This window comes from Pseudoalteromonas sp. GB43 (assembly GCF_054923805.1).
Genome location: NZ_JBPCHJ010000002.1, coordinates 713,427 through 731,466, shown reverse-complemented (window position 1 = coordinate 731,466; position 18,040 = coordinate 713,427). Strand labels below are relative to the sequence as shown.

The window sequence follows — 18,040 nt, the reverse complement described above, 5'->3', positions numbered from 1 at the left end:
TGATAGACAAAATGGCTAAGTTTTTGACTTGGAACCTACATTTCGTACTATTTTGTTGTAAACTTAGCTTATAGACAGTTGATTAATAACGGCGGTATTACTCGGTGCAGCAACAGCATGATCTTCTTAATAAAAAGTTAAAACAAGCAATCGATGCCCGGACGGTTGTTGAGGATGCACGCAAACACCAAGTTGAGGTTCTTTCTCAGTTTGCTGCAAAGTTATCTCTAAGTTGTAAGGGCTTAGATATTGAGTTAGATAATCGCCTCGCTAAGTTTAGAAGTGCTCTGAAAAAAGGGGTTGACTTTAACCTTCTTTCACCTTTTATTGATGATGTTCTAGGGCTATTAAAACACCAAGAAGCAAAGCAAATTGCTTTACAACGCGAACTTAACAACAGTGTCACTGATGCAGGAAAGCAGCTACAAAAAGTAAAAGGTTTACCGGATGATGCCCGTCGTTCTTTACGCCATTTGCTTGATCATGAGTTAAATAACATCCAATCTAACCATGACTTTATCCCTTTATTATCTAAGCTGGTAATAATTTATCATCAAGCTTTACAGGCAAAGCTTTCGACAAAAAGTGAAACTGAATCACAAATTAAACCCGAGCTTGCAGCCGAACTACTTAACCTAGCAAATGATCTCGTTTTAGAGGATGAAAGCGCTGAACAAATCAAAGCAGTAAAGAATAACATTACACATAACGACTGTATTGATGATTTACTTGATTCTGCTCTAAAAATTATCACGATTATTACTCGTAATATGAGTAAAGAGCGTCAATCAGCACAGAGTTTTTTGATCTCTTTAAATCAAACAATTGAAGATTTACATCATTCAATTGTTTCAACCAGTAAACATTCTGAGTCACTTAGCGCTGAGTACGAGTCGCTAAATAAGCAAATAGAAGCAAAAATTAAAAACCTTAATACTCAGACGCAACAAGCAACGTCAATATCGTCCCTCAAAGAGCTAGTCGAAGAAGAGTTAAAATCATTAAGTGATGATTTAATTGCAAAAGAAAAATTAGAACAGAGTGAAAGAGAGCATTTATTAAATAGCTTTAACGACATTAATAAAAGAATAAGTCATTTAGAAAGCAAACTCTCAACTTACAAAAAACGGTTAAATGAACAACGCTATAAAAGCTTACTTGATGGTTTAACAAAGCTACCAAACAGAGCCGCTTTCGATGAACGTTTTAATCATGAATTTCATTTATTTAACATCCAAGAGTCTGATGTGACATTTGTGGTGCTTGATGTCGATCACTTTAAATCTATTAATGATAGGTATGGCCACAGTGCTGGCGATAAAACATTGCAAGTTATTGCTAAAGCACTACAAAAATCAATTCGTAAATCAGACTTTATTGCCCGTTACGGTGGTGAGGAATTTGTGTTATTAATGACAGGCATGTCTATTGAAAATGCAGTTAGCTCTCTTGAAAAACTGCGCAAAAATATTCAGGCAATACCGTTTAAATTTAAAGATAAGCAAGTAGAAATCACTATTTCTCTTGGTGCTACCCAACTTAAAAAAGGTGATACCCCGCTGATTGCTTTTGATCGTGCCGACGATGCTCTGTACAAAGCAAAAAATGAAGGACGAAATAAAGTTTGCATTAGCAAATAAAGCCCTTATCTCAATGGTGAGGTCTTTGACACACAATGATAAAGGCTCATAGATGAGCCAGGAGAGTGCTTATGTTAAAACAACTGAATCCTACAGGTGTACTGGATTTACTATCGCAACTAGAAGTTGATCTACTCGAACAGTCATCCACCAGCGAGCGCTATAAATTATTTAGGAACTGTGTGCTCGCGGTTCTCAATGTGGGCAGCCACACCGATTCAAGCTCTGAAATTTACAATAAATACGAAGACTTTGATATTCGCTTATTAAGCCGCGAGCGTGGTATTAAAATTGAACTTGAAAACCCACCCGAATCCGCTTTTGTTGATGGCGAAATTATCACTGGTATACATGAACATATCTTCTCGGTTATTCGCGATATTCTGTTTATTTGTCAAAAATACGAAAAAGACTTAACAGAGCAAAAAACCATTACTCATATGGTCTTCGACATGCTGCGAAATGCAGGCGCACTGAGAGTAAATAGCGACCCGAGCATGATAGTTTGCTGGGGCGGCCACTCAATTAACGAAGTTGAATACAAATATACAAAACAGGTTGGCTACGAACTCGGCCTTCGTGGCTTAAACATTTGTACTGGTTGTGGCCCAGGTGCAATGAAAGGCCCAATGAAAGGTGCTACCATCGGCCATGCTAAACAGCGTATTACAGATAATCGTTACTTAGGTTTAACTGAACCAAGTATTATTGCTGCTGAGCCACCTAACCCGATTGTCAACGAGCTAGTGATTTTACCCGATATCGAAAAGCGCTTAGAGGCATTTATTCGTACCGCACATGGCATTATCATTTTCCCAGGTGGTGCAGGCACTGCAGAAGAGTTGTTATACCTTTTAGGTATTTTGTTGCATCCTGATAACGAAAAACAATGTTTACCAGTGATCCTTACAGGGCCTAAAGAAAGTGAAAACTACTTTATTGAGCTGTGTAAATTCGTTGAGAAAACACTCGGTAAAGCGGCGCTTGAGAAATTTGAAGTAATTATTGATGACCCTGAACGTGTGGGTAAAACACTCAAAGCGAAAATGGCTGATGTGCGTGAATACAGAAAGAGTCAAGGTGACGCTTACTACTTTAACTGGACGCTAAAAATCGACCATGATTTCCAACAGCCGTTTGCACCAACTCATGCTAATATGTCGAGCTTAGATTTACATTTAGATCAACCAACTCAGCAACTCGCAGCTAACTTACGCCGAGCATTCTCAGGCATTGTTGCAGGTAATGTTAAAGACGAAGGTCTACAAGCCATCAAACAACATGGCCGCTTTGTACTCAGTGGTGAGCCTTCGTTAATGGCTGATATGGATAAGCTGCTGGCAGCATTTGTAGATCAAGGTCGTATGAAGTTGCCTGGCAGTAAGTACATCCCTTGCTATGAGATCAAAGCTTAACAGGAGACTATGTGACAACCCAATTACTTTTAATAGATGCGCTAAATCTTATTAGGCGCATCTATGCTGTTGATAGTAATCAGAGTCATCACAGTGAAGAACATATGATAAAAGCAAGCTGTGCCCGAGTGGCACATGCTTGCAAAAAATTACGACAGCAATGTAATGCAACTCATGCCATTGCCGTGTTTGATGGTGAAAGAAGCTGGCGTTATCACTACTTTGAGGCCTACAAAAGCACTCGTTCACCAATGCCTGACACCCTCAAGCAAAACTTATCACGCTTTAAACAAGCAATTGAAGACACTGGCATTGTGGTGTTTTCACCTGATAATGATGAAGCCGACGATATAATTGCTACTCTTGCTTACAAGGCCGCATCTAATAATGTAGCTTCGACTATCGTGTCTACCGATAAAGGGTTTTTGCCGTTTTTATCTGAACAAATAGCTATCTATGACTACTTTAAAAAGCAATACATTGAAGTTGAAGATATTAAACAGCGCTTTAATGTACCCAGGCATCGACTTGCTGATTTTTGGGCTTTGGCAGGCGATAAAACCAATGATATTCCTGGTGTTAAAGGGATCGGTAATAAGTCGGCACAGCAATTAATTAATGATTATGAGTCGATAGAAGCGGCCATAAACGACGATGAGCTAAACCCTACTCTTAAACGCAAGCTAAGCTCAGAAATGGAGATGTTTGTGATATCAAAAAACCTCGTTATGCTGCGTACTGATATTAACTTAGGCTTTAGTTTAAAGCAGTTAAGGCTCAATTAGTCGCAATCTCGTAGCACAGTTGGCCAACTGAGCGTATACTGAAAATTCGCGTTAATTTTATAGAGTTACACATGTTTAAAAAGGTTTTCCAATATCTGGTACTTGGGTTAGGTGTTTATGCACTGATAGCAACCCTCGTGATCACTTTTTATAAAGATGATCCGCAAGCCATGATCTGGCAAGACCGTGAAGCCTTCAATAAGCGATATATTGCAAAGCTGTCTGTTGATAAACCTGAAAATCTAAATGCGGTGCTTGATTATTTAGGCAGCCCCGATCTAACCTATGCAAAACGCACCGAAGACAATGTTTGGCAAATAATTTTTTACCGCACTCAGCACGTTAAATCCGATGGAATAACGACAATAGACGAGTGCACGGGCCTACTTTTTAAGAATGGTCAGTTGGTGTTATGGGGGCCAAGTGCCTATGAAAGCTATCAACAAGAAACCTAAACGCTTATGATGGAAAATGTAACCCCTCGGGAGCTAGCGCGCTTATTTGATAGTACGCACCAATTACTTAAACTTTACCATCAAAAGCAAAAATGGTCTCAAATCTTCCCTTTATTAAGTAACCTTGCTGAGCGGTACTACCTATTATACCAAGCCTACCCAAAAGCGATGCAAGCGCAATTAAGCTTGTATGTAGCGAACCACGGCTACACCACAAATTTAGTCGTAAACCAATGTGTTGTAGCCTGTATTTTATGCCGTAGTCTTAATTACAACCAAGCTATTAGTGAGCAAATTATTAGTTGCTGCTTAGCTAATTACCTGTGCGTGCAATCGCAAAGTAATAAATTGGCAGCAAGTAAAGCTCTCACCCCGCAAGATAAAAAACTTTGGCAATGCCGTCATCAATTAGCAGCAAAACTACTAAAAGAGTCAGGCTCGCATACGCTACCTATTCAGCACTTATTAGCGCGTTTAAATAAATATAAACAAGCACTACTCAGTGCACCAAAAATTATGATTTACGATGGTGCAACAACCTTAGTTGCTTTGGCTAATATTATTGCGATGAATACGACTTATCGCGAGTCAGGTGGGCATATAAGCGTGTACAAAGCCTTAGCTGATATATATTTGCGTACACCGAACGAATTTGCACAAAATGCCATAAAAGCTCTGATTGCGCATATTGGCCCTTACATTCCGGCCAGTGAAGTAAAATATGCCGAACAAGTACTTATCTATTTAGCGACAGATGGACATGGTCGTCATATTTTAGTCGATGTGAGTCGTCCTGAAAAAATTCGTTGGCATCGCATCAAGGCAAACTTAACGACTTGTGCTAAGCAAAAACGCCTTGTAAAGATACTCGCTTGCTCTACACAGTTTGGTTTAGTGAGAACATAAGTTTTGCTGAGCCACAACCAATAAATGAGCAACGTAGGCAACAATATTTAACGTTAATTAGTGCATTAAAAGTATCAAAAGAATATAGCTATCAAGGTTTAAATAAGCTTTTAAGCCCCTACCCTGAATTAATAACACAGCTCACTGTTGCCGCTAAACCCTATAATAAAGAGCAGCAAAGAGCTAAAGACTTGCGCCATTGTTTATCTATGGTCGGATACGATAACGCCCCTGCGATTATTCAAAAAGTATTATTTCAACGCTTAGTCGCAACCACCTCTCACCCACTTTTTCAGCATATCTCTAAGCGGCTTGAGAACATGGTACGTATTATCCAAGCGTTATTTAAACACATCGATTCAATTCAATTTGAGCAGGTTGCTTTGCCATTGTATGCCTATGTTCTTTATCTTTGTGAACATCAAGCAACCAGTATTTCCCGTAAAACGGTATTTGAGCAAGCTGAAAAACAAGTGATTAGCCCTCCTCTTGGCTGTTTGTTTGGGGTTAGTCAATTAAACCAAGAACCACTAACGGTGTATTTAAATCGACTGATTGGCGATAACAGTTGGACGCAACATTTACTTGGTAGTGAGCAACATGATAAACAAACACTTGATATCAATGAAAAGCATTGGGTCGCGATTAAGCTATTTACTTATTATGTTTTTCAGCCAAAAGCACTTTTTAGTAGTTGGCAGGAACAAATTATTTTCGATAGTTTATCGGCCGCTGGATGGCAATCAAAAGCAGATTTTTATGCATATCTCAAAAACTGTGAATTTGCAGACAATTTTTAGATTGTGTTGTTAAAAAGTGCGAAAACGTTAAATAAATATGAACTTTAGTCTATTTATAGTCAGTATTCACAGGATAAACTGGCAAAAAGCTGAATAAATTGCTATAAAAGCCGCTTAAATTTTCAAACACATCCACGTAAACCCTCTAACAAGTAAATCGCATGCTATTTCGCGATAAGTTTACGTGTTTATCTACTCATAAATAGGAAAAGTAAATGGCTAAACAAACCATCACAGTGATCAAAGGCGACGGCATTGGTCCTAGCATTATTGATTCAGCACTTGAGATCCTTAAAGCTGCAGGTTGCGATTTTGATTATGAATTCGTTGATGCTGGCCTTGCTGCCCTAGAAAAAACTGGTGAGTTACTTCCACAAGAAACAATTGACACAATCGCGCGTAACAAGAATCACTTTAAAAGGTCCATTAACAACACCAGTTGGTGAAGGTTTCACTTCGATCAACGTAACTTTACGTAAAAAGTTTGGCCTTTACGCTAACGTTCGTCCTGTTAAGTCATTTGCAGGTACAAAAGCTCGTTACGATGACATCGACATCATCACTATTCGTGAAAACACGCAAGGTATGTACTCAGGTCTTAATCAAGTTGTTTCTGAAGATGGTAACGAAGCTGAAGCAATGTCAAAAATCACCCGTGAAGGTGCAGAAAAAATCGTTACTTTTGCATACGAACTAGCGGTACGTGAAGGCCGTAAAAAAGTAACTGCTGTACACAAAGCGAATATCCTTAAATCTACATCTGGTTTATTCTTAAAAGTGGCACGTGAAGTAGCTGAGCGTTACCCACAAATCGAATCAACCGAAATGATTGTTGATGCAACTTGTATGAAACTGGTTATGACTCCTGATGAGTTTGATGTAATCGTTACTACAAACTTATTCGGTGACATCCTATCTGACCTATGTGCTGGTCTTGTTGGTGGTTTAGGTATGGCTCCTGGCGCAAACATCAGTGAAGATGCTGCTATCTTCGAAGCTGTACACGGTAGTGCACCAGACATCGCTGGTAAAAACCTTGCAAACCCAACGTCAGTGATCTTAGCATCTATCCAAATGCTGGAGCACTTAGGTATGGGCGACACTGCAGAGCGAATCCGTAGCGCAGTTGCTGATGTTATCAAGTCAGGCGACCGTACAACTCGCGACCTAGGCGGCAGCCACGGTACTACAGACTTCACTCAAGCTGTAATTGAGCGTCTATAATAGAACACTTGTTTGGGGCTAATAAACTTAGCCCTTAACCACCTAGTAAAAGCCAGTCTACGACTGGCTTTTTTATTACCCCACTTAACCAGACACCCACTTTATCTAACAAGATTTAAAAAATAAAACTAGACACCCACATAAAACTAGACACCCACATAAAACTAGACACCCACATAAAACTAGACACCCACATTTATTCTTTCAATATACTAACCAGACATCCAATTTAATATTTCTCACTTCTCAAAATTATGACTAAACTTACACTGTTCAACTCATGGAGGAGAAGAGCATGGCAACCCCTCGTAGAAACTTAATTAGCGTTTCAAACACGCCTTATTATCACTGCATTTCACGCTGCGTTCGTCGCGCTTTTTTGTGCGGGCAAGACCCACTAACTGGTCGTTCATATGAACACAGGCGCGATTGGGTTGAAAAGAAACTACTTCAACTTGGTCGTGTATTTTGTATTGATGTTTGTGCTTACGCAGTTATGAGTAACCATACTCATCTAGTACTTCATATTGATATAGCAAAAGCAAATCGTTTGAATAATAAAGCGATTCTGATTAGATGGCACAAGTTATTTAAAAGTACATTCCTTTGCCAACAATTCTTAAATGGCGAATTGCTAACAAAAGCAGAGGTTTCTGCGGTTAATGCCAGAGTAAATTTATATCGAGAGAGGCTCAGTAGCATCAGTTGGTTTATGCGCGTTCTTAATGAGAGTGTTGCTCGAAAAGCAAATCAAGAAGATGACTGTAAAGGTCGTTTTTGGGAAGGTCGCTTTAAGTCACAAGCATTACTTGATGAAGCAGCTCTTGCAGCTTGCCTTGCTTATGTAGATTTAAACCCTGTAAGAGCGAAAGCGGCTGATTTACCTGAGCAATCTGACTACACCAGTATTAAATCTAGAATTAATGCAGCTCAAAACAATAAGCAACCAAAATCACTTATGCGTTTTGCAGGTAAACCACGTAAACATATGCCTAACGGACTACCTTTTGAGCTCAAAACATACCTACAACTCGTCGATTGGACTGACAGCTCAATACGAGAAAATAAGCCTGGGAAAATCCCAGAAGATGCATTACCAATACTTAAAAGACTAAACATTTCTACTGACAACTGGCTTACACTCACCACTTCCTTTACCCGCTCATTTAAAAATACTGCAGGTAAAGAACAAGCTATCACAGCTTATACAAATCATATGAAACGAAAACGAAGAAGCTCTATAGCTAATAGCTTAGCCTTATTTACTTAGTTACGCATTCTACACTAGAAATCAACCTTGCAAACCCAATCCTTTTAATTCTAGGAGCATAACGACTTTTGCAACTAGCGCTGACCAGTATGTAAAACTAAAAATTAACTCAGCACATAAGGCTGAAATTTAATAAATAACAATGAAAAATGACTATTCTTTCTGGCAATTCAGCTTGTTCTCAATAATTCACATCTTACTTAAGCTACATCTTTTTAAAAATAAGTTGGGTGTCTAATTAAACTGATTAAATATAAGTTGGGTGTCTATTTAAAAATATCCAAACCTTATTGTAGCGAGGTGTTAAAGTGGGTGTCTAATTATAAAAAAGAAACCTATTCTGATAGTAGCTAAGTTATTCGTGGGAGAAATGGAAATGAACTAACTATTGGTATAGTTACCAATTTTCCACACCAACAATTAAATGCATAGTTACACCCCAAAACAATGACAATAAAACATACGGGTGCAGAAAAAATATCAAAAAATGAAAATAAAGAAAAATTAATGCAAAAAGCCGCATTTGCGGTTGACATCAGTTTCCAAAACACTTAAAAATACTACTAACATTTTTTAAACAGCAGCCATCTAGTCGGCTGTGCATTTTTTAGAAGAAAATTAAAAAATAATGAATATTCGCCGTCACCTTTTAGTCGTCAACGTTCTCGTACTGGTCTTAGTTACAAGCCCAGCGGGAGGCTATTAAAAGGTGAAAGCACGCTTTTTAAAAAACCCCCGCCATATGCGGGGGTTTTTTTATGCATTTATGCTTGCACACACAGAGGAATGAGGATGAGTACAACTGAATACAATGGATCCGAACTAGTTGTTCGGGCACTTAAAGAATTGAATGTTAAGTATATTTTTGGCTACCCTGGTGGGTCTGTTCTTGATTTATATGACGCGTTATTTCAACAAGAAGATATTGAACATATCTTAGTACGTCACGAACAAGCCGCTACTCATATGGCTGATGGTTATGCCCGTGCTACCGGTGAAGTCGGTGTGGTGCTAGCAACTTCTGGCCCTGGCGCTACAAACTGTGTAACAGGTATCGCGACAGCGTACATGGATTCTATCCCAATGGTGGTGTTATCTGGCCAAGTTCCTACTGGTTTAATTGGTGATGATGCATTCCAAGAAACTGATATTGTTGGTTGTTCTCGCCCTATCGTAAAGCACAGCTATAACTGTCGAAGCGCAAAAGATATTCCAACAATCTTAGCTAAAGCATTTTACTTAGCCAGCACAAACGTCGCCCTGGTCCGGTTGTGGTTGAATTACCTAAAGATATGCTTAACCCTGAGTTAAAGTTCCCATTCGAATTTCCAAAAACAACTGAGCTTCGAACTTATAACCCGAACACTAAAGGCCACTCAAAACAAATTCGTAAAGCAGTGAACGCAATTTTAGAAGCTAAAAAACTGGTTATTTACTCAGGTGGCGGCATTATTCTATCAAATACCTCTGAGCAACTAACTCACTTGGTTGAATCATTAAACGCGCCAATCACTAACACCTTAATGGGTCTAGGTGGTATCAGCGGTACTCACCCTAACTTTATTGGTATGTTAGGTATGCATGGTAGCCTTGAGGCAAATAAAGCCATGGCAAACGCTGATGTTATTTTAGCTTTAGGTGCTCGATTCGATGATCGGGTAACGAATAACGTTAAAAAGTTCTGCCCTAATGCCACTATCGTTCATGTTGATGTTGACCCAACCTCAATTTCTAAAACAATTAAAGCGCACATCCCGGTTGTTGGCTGCTTGAAAACAGTGCTTGAGCAGTTACAAACGGCGATTGATAAGAGCCCTATTTCAATTGATCGTTCTGCACAAGAAGACTGGTGGCGTCAAATCATTAGCTGGCGTGAACAAAAATGCCTAAGCTACAGCACTGATGGCGATAAAATCAAACCACAAGCGGTTATCGAGGCAATTTACAAAGCAACCAATGGTGATGCTTACATTAGCTCTGATGTAGGTCAGCATCAAATGTTTGCAGCTCAGTATTATCCGTTTAAACACCCTCGCCAATGGATTAACTCTGGTGGCTTAGGCACCATGGGCTTTGGTTTACCTGCGGCAATGGGCGTTAAGCTTGCCTTCCCTGATAAAGAGTCTATCTGTGTGACGGGTGATGGTTCAATTCAGATGAACATTCAAGAGCTATCAACTTGCTTACAATACAATTTAGCTGTGAAAGTTGTGTCGTTGAATAACCGTTCACTGGGCATGGTACGTCAGTGGCAAGATATGATGTATTCAGGTCGTCACTCATCTTCTTACATGGAATCACTTCCCGATTTCGTGAAATTAGTAGAAAGCTATGGCCACGTAGGTATTCGCGTTGATCATATTGATGAGCTTCAGCCTGCTATTGAAAAAGCAATGTCTATTAACGACAGACTGGTATTTTTAGACATCTGTGTAGATGAAAAAGAACATGTTTACCCTATGCAAATCAAGCTAGGGGCAGTCGATGATATGTGGTTACGTAAAGGAGTAAAAGCATAATGCGCCGTATTTTATCAATCTTATTAGAAAACGAACCTGGCTCGTTATCGCGCATTGTAGGCTTATTTTCACAGCGCGCTTACAACATCGATAGCCTGACTGTTGGCACGACTGACGATCATTCTCTTTCGCGTATTACCATTACAACCATGGGTGATGATCGCATCGTTGAGCAAATCACTAAACAAGTGAACAAGCTTGTAGATGTTCTTAAGATTATTGACTTAACCGAAATGGCGCACATCGAGCGTGAGCTATTATTGGTGAAAGTTTTTGCCCAAGATGAAACCACTCGAGCAGCAGTAACGCGTGTTGCTGATGTATTCCAAGGTGCTATTTTAGATATGGGGCGCCACAGCTACACACTACAACTCGTAGCGAGCACAGAAAAAATTGAATCTTTCCTTGATACCCTGCGTCACGAATCAGACATTATTGAAGTTGTACGTTCAGGTGCGGTTGGTATTGGTCGTGGTGATAAAGCGTTAAAGGCATAAGCCTTTTTCGCTAGCGCGACAAAACGCAAGATACAAAAAAAGGGCTATAAGCCCTTTTTTCAATAATTAGTAAGTTATCCTATTAAGGATTAACTTGGTCTTTAAGACCTTTACCCGCTTTAAAGCTTGGGATAGTTGCTGCTGCGATTTGGATTTCTGCACCAGTTTGTGGGTTACGACCAGTACGCGCTGCACGCTCTTTTACTGAGAAAGTACCAAAACCAACTAATGCTACTGAGTTACCTTCTTTAAGAGAGTTAGTAACTGCGCCAGTGAATGCATCTAGTGCACGAGTTGCTGCCGCTTTTGAGATTTCTGCATCAGTAGCAATTTTTTCAACTAATTGAGCTTTATTCATTGTTAGATTCCTATTCGTTATTATTTTGCCTTCGCAAAACCTATCTTTATGCATTTTTGAGAAGTTAGCAACAGCAAATTGCTATTTTTACGTAATTTATTCAAAAATGACTACTATTTAACTATCAATCACAAGGTTAGTGACATCAGTATTAATAAAGACTTAATTTAACTTCCATCACAAAATTTTATGATAGCCAAACCATCATTCAATTTTCTCGATAACCAAGGTAACTTCCCCGACCTCAAAGCCAAACTTATCAATAGCGGTACGGTTTATCAAGCGTGATTGTGTTACCAAGTACATCCAATCATCGAAATTTACCACTAAAGTACTACCATCATATGGAAGCTCGACAGAATATGTCCAATGGAACACGCTTCCATTGCTCTCACCCTTTGCTTCGCCAATCACATCTGATGCTGTTCCTGTGATACTGCCATCATCATTAATGGTAATGTACCAAACACGGGTTTGCGTTTCGCCATCATCATAAACAAATTGCTCGTCAATCACTCCCTGATTGCCGTTCCAAGATGCTTGCATGTCAACTACCAGCTTACGTGTTAACTCGCCCTTGTGGTCTTGCACAACGCCGTAGGCTTTGAGCTCACCACTAAAAAACTGCTTAAAGTCAAACTTAGGCTCTGTTCCGTGATAATAATCAACATCTGGCGCAGAGCAGCTGGTAATTAACAATACCATAGCAAAAATAAAGAGTGCTTTGAGCTTAATCATGTTTCCCTCCAATAAGCTGTTTACGAAGTGATGGTTCAGACGTGTCGGCGCTTAACCAAATTGCTAAGAAGTTGTCAGCGAATCTATTATCATCGATCTGACCTAGCTTTTTATCATTAAAGTAGAAAGTACCAATTCCTTGCTCGTTGGTTTGAAACGACAAAGAATCGTTTTTTTTGATATCAGGCCAAAGGGCTAATAATTGTTTATCGTAAGCACCTACCATGTCATTGAGCTTTAAATGTTGCCATTGCTCGTTGGTTGCTTTGACGATGTCTTTCGCATCGAAATCTCGCAAATAAGTCAGTGTAAGTTTGCTGGGGTGTTACCAAACTGATACGAACCCGATGGGGTCTCTAATTTAGCGTTATAAACATCCCAAAACAGATACTCCATTTTCGCTTGGCCCACCGTTTTAAAGCCATTTGCATATACGCCCGCAGAGAACAATAACGCAGCAAATAAACTTAAATTAAGTGACTGTTTCATCGAATAATCCTTAAAGTTGTGTTATCAAACACTACGGAAAACCACTTAAAACTGATCATTTAGCCGCTAAAAATCGCTTATTAATAGCGATTATCGCCATAAACATACTTGCCCAACCCAAACCATAAACGAGCCAAAACTGCCAAAGAACGAGCTCAGTATTAAGCACTTCAAAGCGCATTCCAGCATAGTAACTAGCAGGAGCAAATAGCGCGCAAACACCCCAAGCAATATACCAAGGCAGCTTTTGTAGAAAGTGCATCGAAGTATTAATGGTTAAAAGTAGTGCAGCCCAAAGTACAGCAAGCCATAGAGGAAAAGGGCTTACTTTAAAGGCAAGTAAATTTAAGCTGCTGGCAAGCCATTCATAGCCCAGTGCGAGAGGCAAACCACATAAGAGTAGCCAACTATCTTGCTGGCGTTGCTTTGATAGATAAATCATCAAAGCGACAACAGCTAAAGCGGGTATCAGAGAATTATGTTCAAGGAGTAAGGCCATAAACCAGACTCCTTGAAACAAAACAAAGTTAATAATCGAGCGCGATATCATCGCCAGAATGACCAAAACGAGGTTTACGGGCAACTAAATGAACGGTACTGATAGCACGGGTTCTAAACGCACCTTCACAGTAAGCTAAATAAAATAACCATAAACGATAGAATCGCTGGTCAAATTTCACTTTGTCTATTTCAGGCCAGCTAGCCACAAAACGCTCACGCCAATCAGCCAAAGTTCTTGCATAGTGAACACCAATATCTTTTACACTGTGCACAACCATGTCTGTTTGCTGCTTTATTTGCTTATTCATTTCATCTAAACAAGGCAAACACCCCCCGGGAAGATGTACTGCTGGATGAAATCGGAATTTTTAAGGTAATGGCTGTAACGCTGATCAGCTATGGTGATTGCTTGAATAAGCATTGCACCACTGTCTTTTAATAAAGACTGACATTTTGCAAAAAAGCCAGGCAAATACTCATGACCAACAGCTTCAATCATTTCAATTGATACAAGCTTATCGTACTTGCCCTCTAAGAGGCGGTAATCCTGCTTTAATAACGTTATTTTATGCTCAAGGTTATGCTCTTTAACCTTTTGTTCAACATAGGCATGTTGCTCATCAGAAATGGTGGTCGTCGTTACATGGCAATCAAAATGTGTTGCTGCATAAATCGCAAATGCGCCCCACCCTGTGCCAATCTCAATCACCGAATCACCTGGTTGTAAATCAACCTGCTCACAAATCAATGCGAGTTTGTGCGCTTGGGCTTGCTCAAGGCTAGCTTGTTTTGACGGGTAAACAGCACATGAATACATCATTTCGTCACTTAAAAATGCACTGTATAAATCGTTGCCTAAATCATAGTGCGCCGCGATGTTCTTTTTCGAACCACTGGCAGAGTTTTTATTTTTAATGTGATTAACTCGGTGCGCAATGCCACTTAAGAAGGCGAATTTTGTCTCGAATGCATCTAGCTGATCTTGATTAAGGGCAAATATTTCAATAAGTTTAGTGAGGTTGTCACAATCCCAATAGCCAAGAATATACGCTTCTCCGGCACCCACACTACCAGATAACGCAAATGACTTATACATAGCAGCATCATTTACCGTGACCGTTGCGTGTAAATCACTTGTACTGTCACCGAATTGCTCTGTTTGGTTACCCTCTTTAAGAGTAATGCAACCGATGTTGATACTGTTGAATGCACCTATTACCAGTTTTTTATAAAGCTTTGTCATCCAGCCGGTCGTTTGGGCTTGTGTTAAATTTGATACTTTTTCCATCACATCACCTAGTTGAATTCTCTTATTTGCCCGAGTGTCAATAAATGGCACACGTTTGCAAAACAACTTCAAAGCATGAAGGTAAATACCTTTAAAAATACTTAACGTCATAGCCGGAAACTGTTTAAGCACGGCACTAACCTGCTCTTTCGTGAGAGGCTGCTTTTGCAAACGCAGGGTTGCATCAAACAAAAGAGTGTCGTCTTTTTTATTTTCAATATGAATCATGGTGTTATCAGAATTCATTCTAATATGCCAATGATAGTTCATATCTAAGTTCATGAAAGGTGATACGGAGAAAACCTTTTTAAAGTTCACTTTTTTTTCAAGGGGTACGACATAATAATGACGTTCATTCCAGGGCGTGTTGCTGACTTCAGCAAGCATGTGAGTGAACTCGCCATGACTAGTTTGGAAGAAGAAAAAGTTAACCGGGCTAAAATAAATTCCTAAACAGCGCACCTGTCCGAGCATAAAAACATGGGTAAATTCATCGTCAATGCCAAGCTCTTTAATTTTGTTAAGTGCACGCTGCTTGAGTGGCAACTGCATATCGGTTTGATAATTAAAATAGTCGCTCTGATTAAATTTAAGCGCCTTGAAACCACTTAAGCCAAGCCAAGGATGAACTCCATTAAGCTCATCAGGCTTAGCTAAATCGACCCACATCATATAAAGCGGGTATTTAAAGTGATGCTCTTTTACGGCAAAGCGCCTATGGCGAACATCACCTACATATATGGCGCTATTCAAACTCGACTCCGAGTTGCTTTGCCACATTTACAGCGCTTCTTACACCATCTTCGTGGAAGCCGTTGTACCAGTACGCTCCGCAAAAATAGCTGTTATTTTTACCGTCAATAAGAGACTTTTGCTGCTGAGCGGCAATCGACTGCTTATTAAATACCGGGTGATGATAGGTAAACTCGCGTAAAATTTTATCTTTTTTAATGCCATCAAGGTGGTTAAGCGTGACACAAAATTGCGTGTCGCTCTTAATGCCTTGCAAAATATTCATCTGATAAGTTACAACAGCAGCTTTGTCTGTGTTGTTATTTAACAGATAATTCCAACTCGCCCATGCTGCTTTGCGTTTTGGTAGCAGTGTAGTATCAGTGTGTAGTACCACTGAATTAGCCGTATAAGGTATCGCTGAGAGAACACTTTTTTCGTCTTCGCTTGGGTCTAATAACAGCTTTAAAGCTTGATCTGAGTGGCAAGCAAACACAACTTTATCGAATGATTCACTGTGGCCATCATCAAAATGAACATGCACATTGTCATCTTTTCGAGATACCGAGCTGATATTACTATTTAAACGAATTTTATCAGCAAAACCTTGGATCATAGGTTTAATGTATTCGCGAGAGCCACCCGGAATAACATACCACTGCGGGCGATTAGTGATGTCCAACAAACCATGGTTATAAAAGAACTTAACAAAAAACTCTACGCCAACTTGCGCCATCTCTTTAATGCTTGTTGACCAAATAGCAGCGCCCATCGGCAAGATATAATGAAAACGGAAAAACTCGTTAAAGTCATGCTCGTCTAAAAACTCGCCTAGAGTTTGATTTTCTTTGTAATTTTTTTCAGCATGCAATGATTTACACACATCATTAAAACGCACAATGTCTTTTAAAAGTTTCCAAAATTTAGGACGAAAGATATTGCGCTTTTGTGCGAACAAGCTCCAAAAAGTGTGGCCGTTGTATTCAAAGCCCGTTTGCTCATTATGCACACTAAAGCTCATTTGGGTCTTCTGACGCTCAACGCCCAAGCGCTTTAGTAGCTTTTCAAAATATGGGTAAGTTCGGTCGTTAAAGACAATAAAGCCTGTATCAACAGCGTACTCAACGCCATCAACTTTTACGTCTATGGTTGCAGTATGGCCACCTATGTAGTCGTTTTTTTCAAATACGGTTACATCGTAGTGTTTATGCAATAGGTGTGCACAGCTTAACCCCGCTATGCCAGATCCAATAACAGCCACTTTTTTCAACGTGATAATCCTTTTGCAAGCTTCAGCCAAAGTGGCGTAGGAAGCATTCTTAAAAATTTTAAAATGAAGGTAAAACGGTGCGGAAAGTGCACTTCTTTGCGCCTTTTCGCGACCCCTTTATAAATATAATTTGCCGCTTTTTCTGCACTCACCGCCATAGGCATAGGAAAGTCGTTTTTATCAGTCAGCGGCGTTTTAACAAAACCAGGGTGAACTAAAGTGACATCGATATCTTTTAAATCAACCGCTAAGCTATTAGCTAAATAACTTACACCGGCTTTAGACGCACCATATGCTTGGCTGCGCGGTAAGGGTAAATAAGTCACACTAGAACTTACGAGCACCAGCTGACCACCGGGCTTTATTTTTGGTAATAGCGCCTCAAGACAATAGCCCATACTGAGCAGATTGGTCGTGACTACCCGTTCAAACAAGCTACTGTCAAAATTGCGAGCATAATCAATGTACTCACAATTGCCAGCATTTAAAATAACCCGGTCAAATTGCGTATAAGCCACTGTGCTCGAACGAATATCTTGAAGGTCTGTTGCATCAAACTGGCAAGACTCAATATTTTGATGTTGGCTCAATTTAGCAAGCTTTTCTGAATTTCTACCGCATGCAATGACCTGTTCATTATTGTCTGCATAAAGCGTTGCTAATGACTCGCCAATACCTGAAGTTGCACCTGTAATTAATGTCGTCATTATGCACTCGCTCTTTTATCGATGTATTTCACAGCCGAGCCAAGCACGGGAATATGCCTGTAAAGCATAGCGCCTACGTCAAAATAGTCGCGATGATTAATTATTTTATCGCCAGCAAACTTTAAACGGCTATGGCGTGCAACCGAGATTGCTTGGCCTTTGTTAAGCTTTGGATGTCGATATTGCATAGTCCAATAGATAAACGCGATGTCGTCTTTGCCCTCGGTATTTTCAGTAACATAGCTGTCTTCAATAACAAATTCGCAAGAAAGTACATTGGCGTAAAGGTTTTTGAAGTATTCACGCAGTTCCCCAAGACCATTTACCGCATGCAAGGGATCTGCGAAATGAATATCTGTATGATAGATTTCATTCAGTAACTGTAAATTGTCTTTATTGAGTGTTTGATAAACATCAATAAACCTATCAAGGATCGCCTTATCCAT

Annotated in this window: 16 protein-coding genes and 4 pseudogenes; 10 read left to right on the top strand and 10 right to left on the bottom strand. The window is 39.7% G+C overall.

The features are described from left to right. The first annotated feature begins 104 nt into the window (after nucleotides 1–104). The 10 genes and pseudogenes from ACRWSG_RS20705 to ilvN all read left to right on the top strand — a co-directional run bounded on the left by ACRWSG_RS20705 (nucleotide 105) and on the right by ilvN (nucleotide 11,511). Nucleotides 105–1,640, top strand: a complete 1,536-nt coding sequence (locus tag ACRWSG_RS20705; protein ID WP_138600731.1) for a GGDEF domain-containing protein — start codon at nucleotides 105–107, stop codon at nucleotides 1,638–1,640. A 71-nt stretch (nucleotides 1,641–1,711) separates the two neighbouring features. Further along, nucleotides 1,712–3,055: a nucleotide 5'-monophosphate nucleosidase PpnN gene (ppnN, locus tag ACRWSG_RS20700; RefSeq protein WP_054552005.1), complete on the top strand. Its 1,344-nt coding sequence runs from the start codon at nucleotides 1,712–1,714 to the stop codon at nucleotides 3,053–3,055. 11 nt (nucleotides 3,056–3,066) lie between these two features. Further along, nucleotides 3,067–3,840 carry a flap endonuclease Xni gene (xni, locus tag ACRWSG_RS20695; protein ID WP_462167424.1) on the top strand — a complete coding sequence of 258 codons (774 nt, stop codon included), beginning with the start codon at nucleotides 3,067–3,069 and terminating at the stop codon, nucleotides 3,838–3,840. Nucleotides 3,841–3,911: 71 nt separating this feature from the next. After that, nucleotides 3,912–4,295: a DUF3192 domain-containing protein gene (locus ACRWSG_RS20690; protein ID WP_054552003.1), complete on the top strand. Its 384-nt coding sequence runs from the start codon at nucleotides 3,912–3,914 to the stop codon at nucleotides 4,293–4,295. A gap of 6 nt (nucleotides 4,296–4,301) precedes the next feature. Beyond that, nucleotides 4,302–5,201 (top strand): hypothetical protein, encoded by a 900-nt coding sequence (locus ACRWSG_RS20685; protein WP_462167423.1) that lies wholly within the window; start codon nucleotides 4,302–4,304, stop codon nucleotides 5,199–5,201. Beyond that, nucleotides 5,168–6,001: a hypothetical protein gene (locus tag ACRWSG_RS20680; protein ID WP_462167422.1), complete on the top strand. Its 834-nt coding sequence runs from the start codon at nucleotides 5,168–5,170 to the stop codon at nucleotides 5,999–6,001. Before ACRWSG_RS20685 ends, ACRWSG_RS20680 begins: the two co-directional genes overlap by 34 nt. A gap of 215 nt (nucleotides 6,002–6,216) precedes the next feature. Beyond that, a pseudogene (locus ACRWSG_RS20675) lies at nucleotides 6,217–7,225 on the top strand (isocitrate dehydrogenase). A gap of 295 nt (nucleotides 7,226–7,520) precedes the next feature. Beyond that, nucleotides 7,521–8,495 (top strand): transposase, encoded by a 975-nt coding sequence (locus ACRWSG_RS20670; protein WP_462167421.1) that lies wholly within the window; start codon nucleotides 7,521–7,523, stop codon nucleotides 8,493–8,495. A 792-nt stretch (nucleotides 8,496–9,287) separates the two neighbouring features. Next, nucleotides 9,288–11,014, top strand: a pseudogene (locus ACRWSG_RS20665) (acetolactate synthase 3 large subunit). Then, nucleotides 11,014–11,511 (top strand): acetolactate synthase small subunit, encoded by a 498-nt coding sequence (ilvN, locus tag ACRWSG_RS20660; RefSeq protein WP_054551998.1) that lies wholly within the window; start codon nucleotides 11,014–11,016, stop codon nucleotides 11,509–11,511. Before ACRWSG_RS20665 ends, ilvN begins: the two are co-directional and overlap by 1 nt. Before the next feature lie 82 nt (nucleotides 11,512–11,593). On the opposite strand, the gene ACRWSG_RS20655 is transcribed toward ilvN, so the two are convergent. The 10 genes and pseudogenes from ACRWSG_RS20655 to ACRWSG_RS20610 form a co-directional block, all read right to left on the bottom strand. Continuing rightward, nucleotides 11,594–11,869, bottom strand: a complete 276-nt coding sequence (locus tag ACRWSG_RS20655) for an HU family DNA-binding protein (protein WP_036972004.1) — start codon at nucleotides 11,867–11,869, stop codon at nucleotides 11,594–11,596. Between the two features lie 204 nt (nucleotides 11,870–12,073). After that, nucleotides 12,074–12,607, bottom strand: a complete 534-nt coding sequence (locus tag ACRWSG_RS20650) for a DUF3833 domain-containing protein (RefSeq protein ID WP_054551997.1) — start codon at nucleotides 12,605–12,607, stop codon at nucleotides 12,074–12,076. Further along, nucleotides 12,600–12,905 carry a chalcone isomerase family protein gene (locus ACRWSG_RS20645; RefSeq protein WP_462167420.1) on the bottom strand — a complete coding sequence of 102 codons (306 nt, stop codon included), beginning with the start codon at nucleotides 12,903–12,905 and terminating at the stop codon, nucleotides 12,600–12,602. Before ACRWSG_RS20645 ends, ACRWSG_RS20650 begins: the two co-directional genes overlap by 8 nt. 5 nt (nucleotides 12,906–12,910) lie before the next feature. Next, nucleotides 12,911–13,096, bottom strand: coding sequence for a hypothetical protein (locus ACRWSG_RS20640; RefSeq protein WP_462167419.1), 186 nt, complete (start codon nucleotides 13,094–13,096; stop codon nucleotides 12,911–12,913). A 55-nt stretch (nucleotides 13,097–13,151) separates the two neighbouring features. Continuing rightward, nucleotides 13,152–13,646: a DUF2878 family protein gene (locus tag ACRWSG_RS20635; protein ID WP_166340824.1), complete on the bottom strand. Its 495-nt coding sequence runs from the start codon at nucleotides 13,644–13,646 to the stop codon at nucleotides 13,152–13,154. Then, nucleotides 13,624–14,885: pseudogene (locus tag ACRWSG_RS20630) on the bottom strand (class I SAM-dependent methyltransferase). The gene ACRWSG_RS20635 and the pseudogene ACRWSG_RS20630 overlap by 23 nt, the downstream one beginning before the upstream one ends. Before the next feature lie 39 nt (nucleotides 14,886–14,924). Then, nucleotides 14,925–15,638, bottom strand: a pseudogene (locus tag ACRWSG_RS20625) (DUF1365 domain-containing protein); the annotation flags it as partial. Next, nucleotides 15,631–16,887, bottom strand: coding sequence for an NAD(P)/FAD-dependent oxidoreductase (locus ACRWSG_RS20620; protein WP_462167418.1), 1,257 nt, complete (start codon nucleotides 16,885–16,887; stop codon nucleotides 15,631–15,633). The gene ACRWSG_RS20620 and the pseudogene ACRWSG_RS20625, both read right to left, overlap by 8 nt. Then, complete coding sequence (locus ACRWSG_RS20615; protein ID WP_462167417.1) at nucleotides 16,884–17,594, bottom strand: SDR family NAD(P)-dependent oxidoreductase; 711 nt, start codon at nucleotides 17,592–17,594, stop codon at nucleotides 16,884–16,886. The genes ACRWSG_RS20620 and ACRWSG_RS20615 overlap by 4 nt, the downstream gene beginning before the upstream one ends. Next, nucleotides 17,594–18,040 carry a nuclear transport factor 2 family protein gene (locus tag ACRWSG_RS20610; protein ID WP_462167416.1) on the bottom strand — a complete coding sequence of 149 codons (447 nt, stop codon included), beginning with the start codon at nucleotides 18,038–18,040 and terminating at the stop codon, nucleotides 17,594–17,596. The genes ACRWSG_RS20615 and ACRWSG_RS20610 overlap by 1 nt, the downstream gene beginning before the upstream one ends.

Excerpts from the sequence above, each read along its gene's own strand:
- ppnN (WP_054552005.1), top strand. The coding sequence starts at position 1,712 with ATGTTAAAACAACTGAATCCTACAGGTGTACTGGATTTACTATCGCAA.
- ACRWSG_RS20690 (WP_054552003.1), top strand. The coding sequence starts at position 3,912 with ATGTTTAAAAAGGTTTTCCAATATCTGGTACTTGGGTTAGGTGTTTAT.
- ACRWSG_RS20685 (WP_462167423.1), top strand. The coding sequence starts at position 4,302 with ATGATGGAAAATGTAACCCCTCGGGAGCTAGCGCGCTTATTTGATAGT.
- ACRWSG_RS20670 (WP_462167421.1), top strand. The coding sequence starts at position 7,521 with ATGGCAACCCCTCGTAGAAACTTAATTAGCGTTTCAAACACGCCTTAT.
- ilvN (WP_054551998.1), top strand. The coding sequence starts at position 11,014 with ATGCGCCGTATTTTATCAATCTTATTAGAAAACGAACCTGGCTCGTTA.
- ACRWSG_RS20655 (WP_036972004.1), bottom strand. The coding sequence starts at position 11,869 with ATGAATAAAGCTCAATTAGTTGAAAAAATTGCTACTGATGCAGAAATC.
- ACRWSG_RS20650 (WP_054551997.1), bottom strand. The coding sequence starts at position 12,607 with ATGATTAAGCTCAAAGCACTCTTTATTTTTGCTATGGTATTGTTAATT.
- ACRWSG_RS20640 (WP_462167419.1), bottom strand. The coding sequence starts at position 13,096 with ATGAAACAGTCACTTAATTTAAGTTTATTTGCTGCGTTATTGTTCTCT.
- ACRWSG_RS20635 (WP_166340824.1), bottom strand. The coding sequence starts at position 13,646 with ATGATATCGCGCTCGATTATTAACTTTGTTTTGTTTCAAGGAGTCTGG.
- ACRWSG_RS20615 (WP_462167417.1), bottom strand. The coding sequence starts at position 17,594 with ATGACGACATTAATTACAGGTGCAACTTCAGGTATTGGCGAGTCATTA.
- ACRWSG_RS20610 (WP_462167416.1), bottom strand. The coding sequence starts at position 18,040 with ATGGATAAGGCGATCCTTGATAGGTTTATTGATGTTTATCAAACACTC.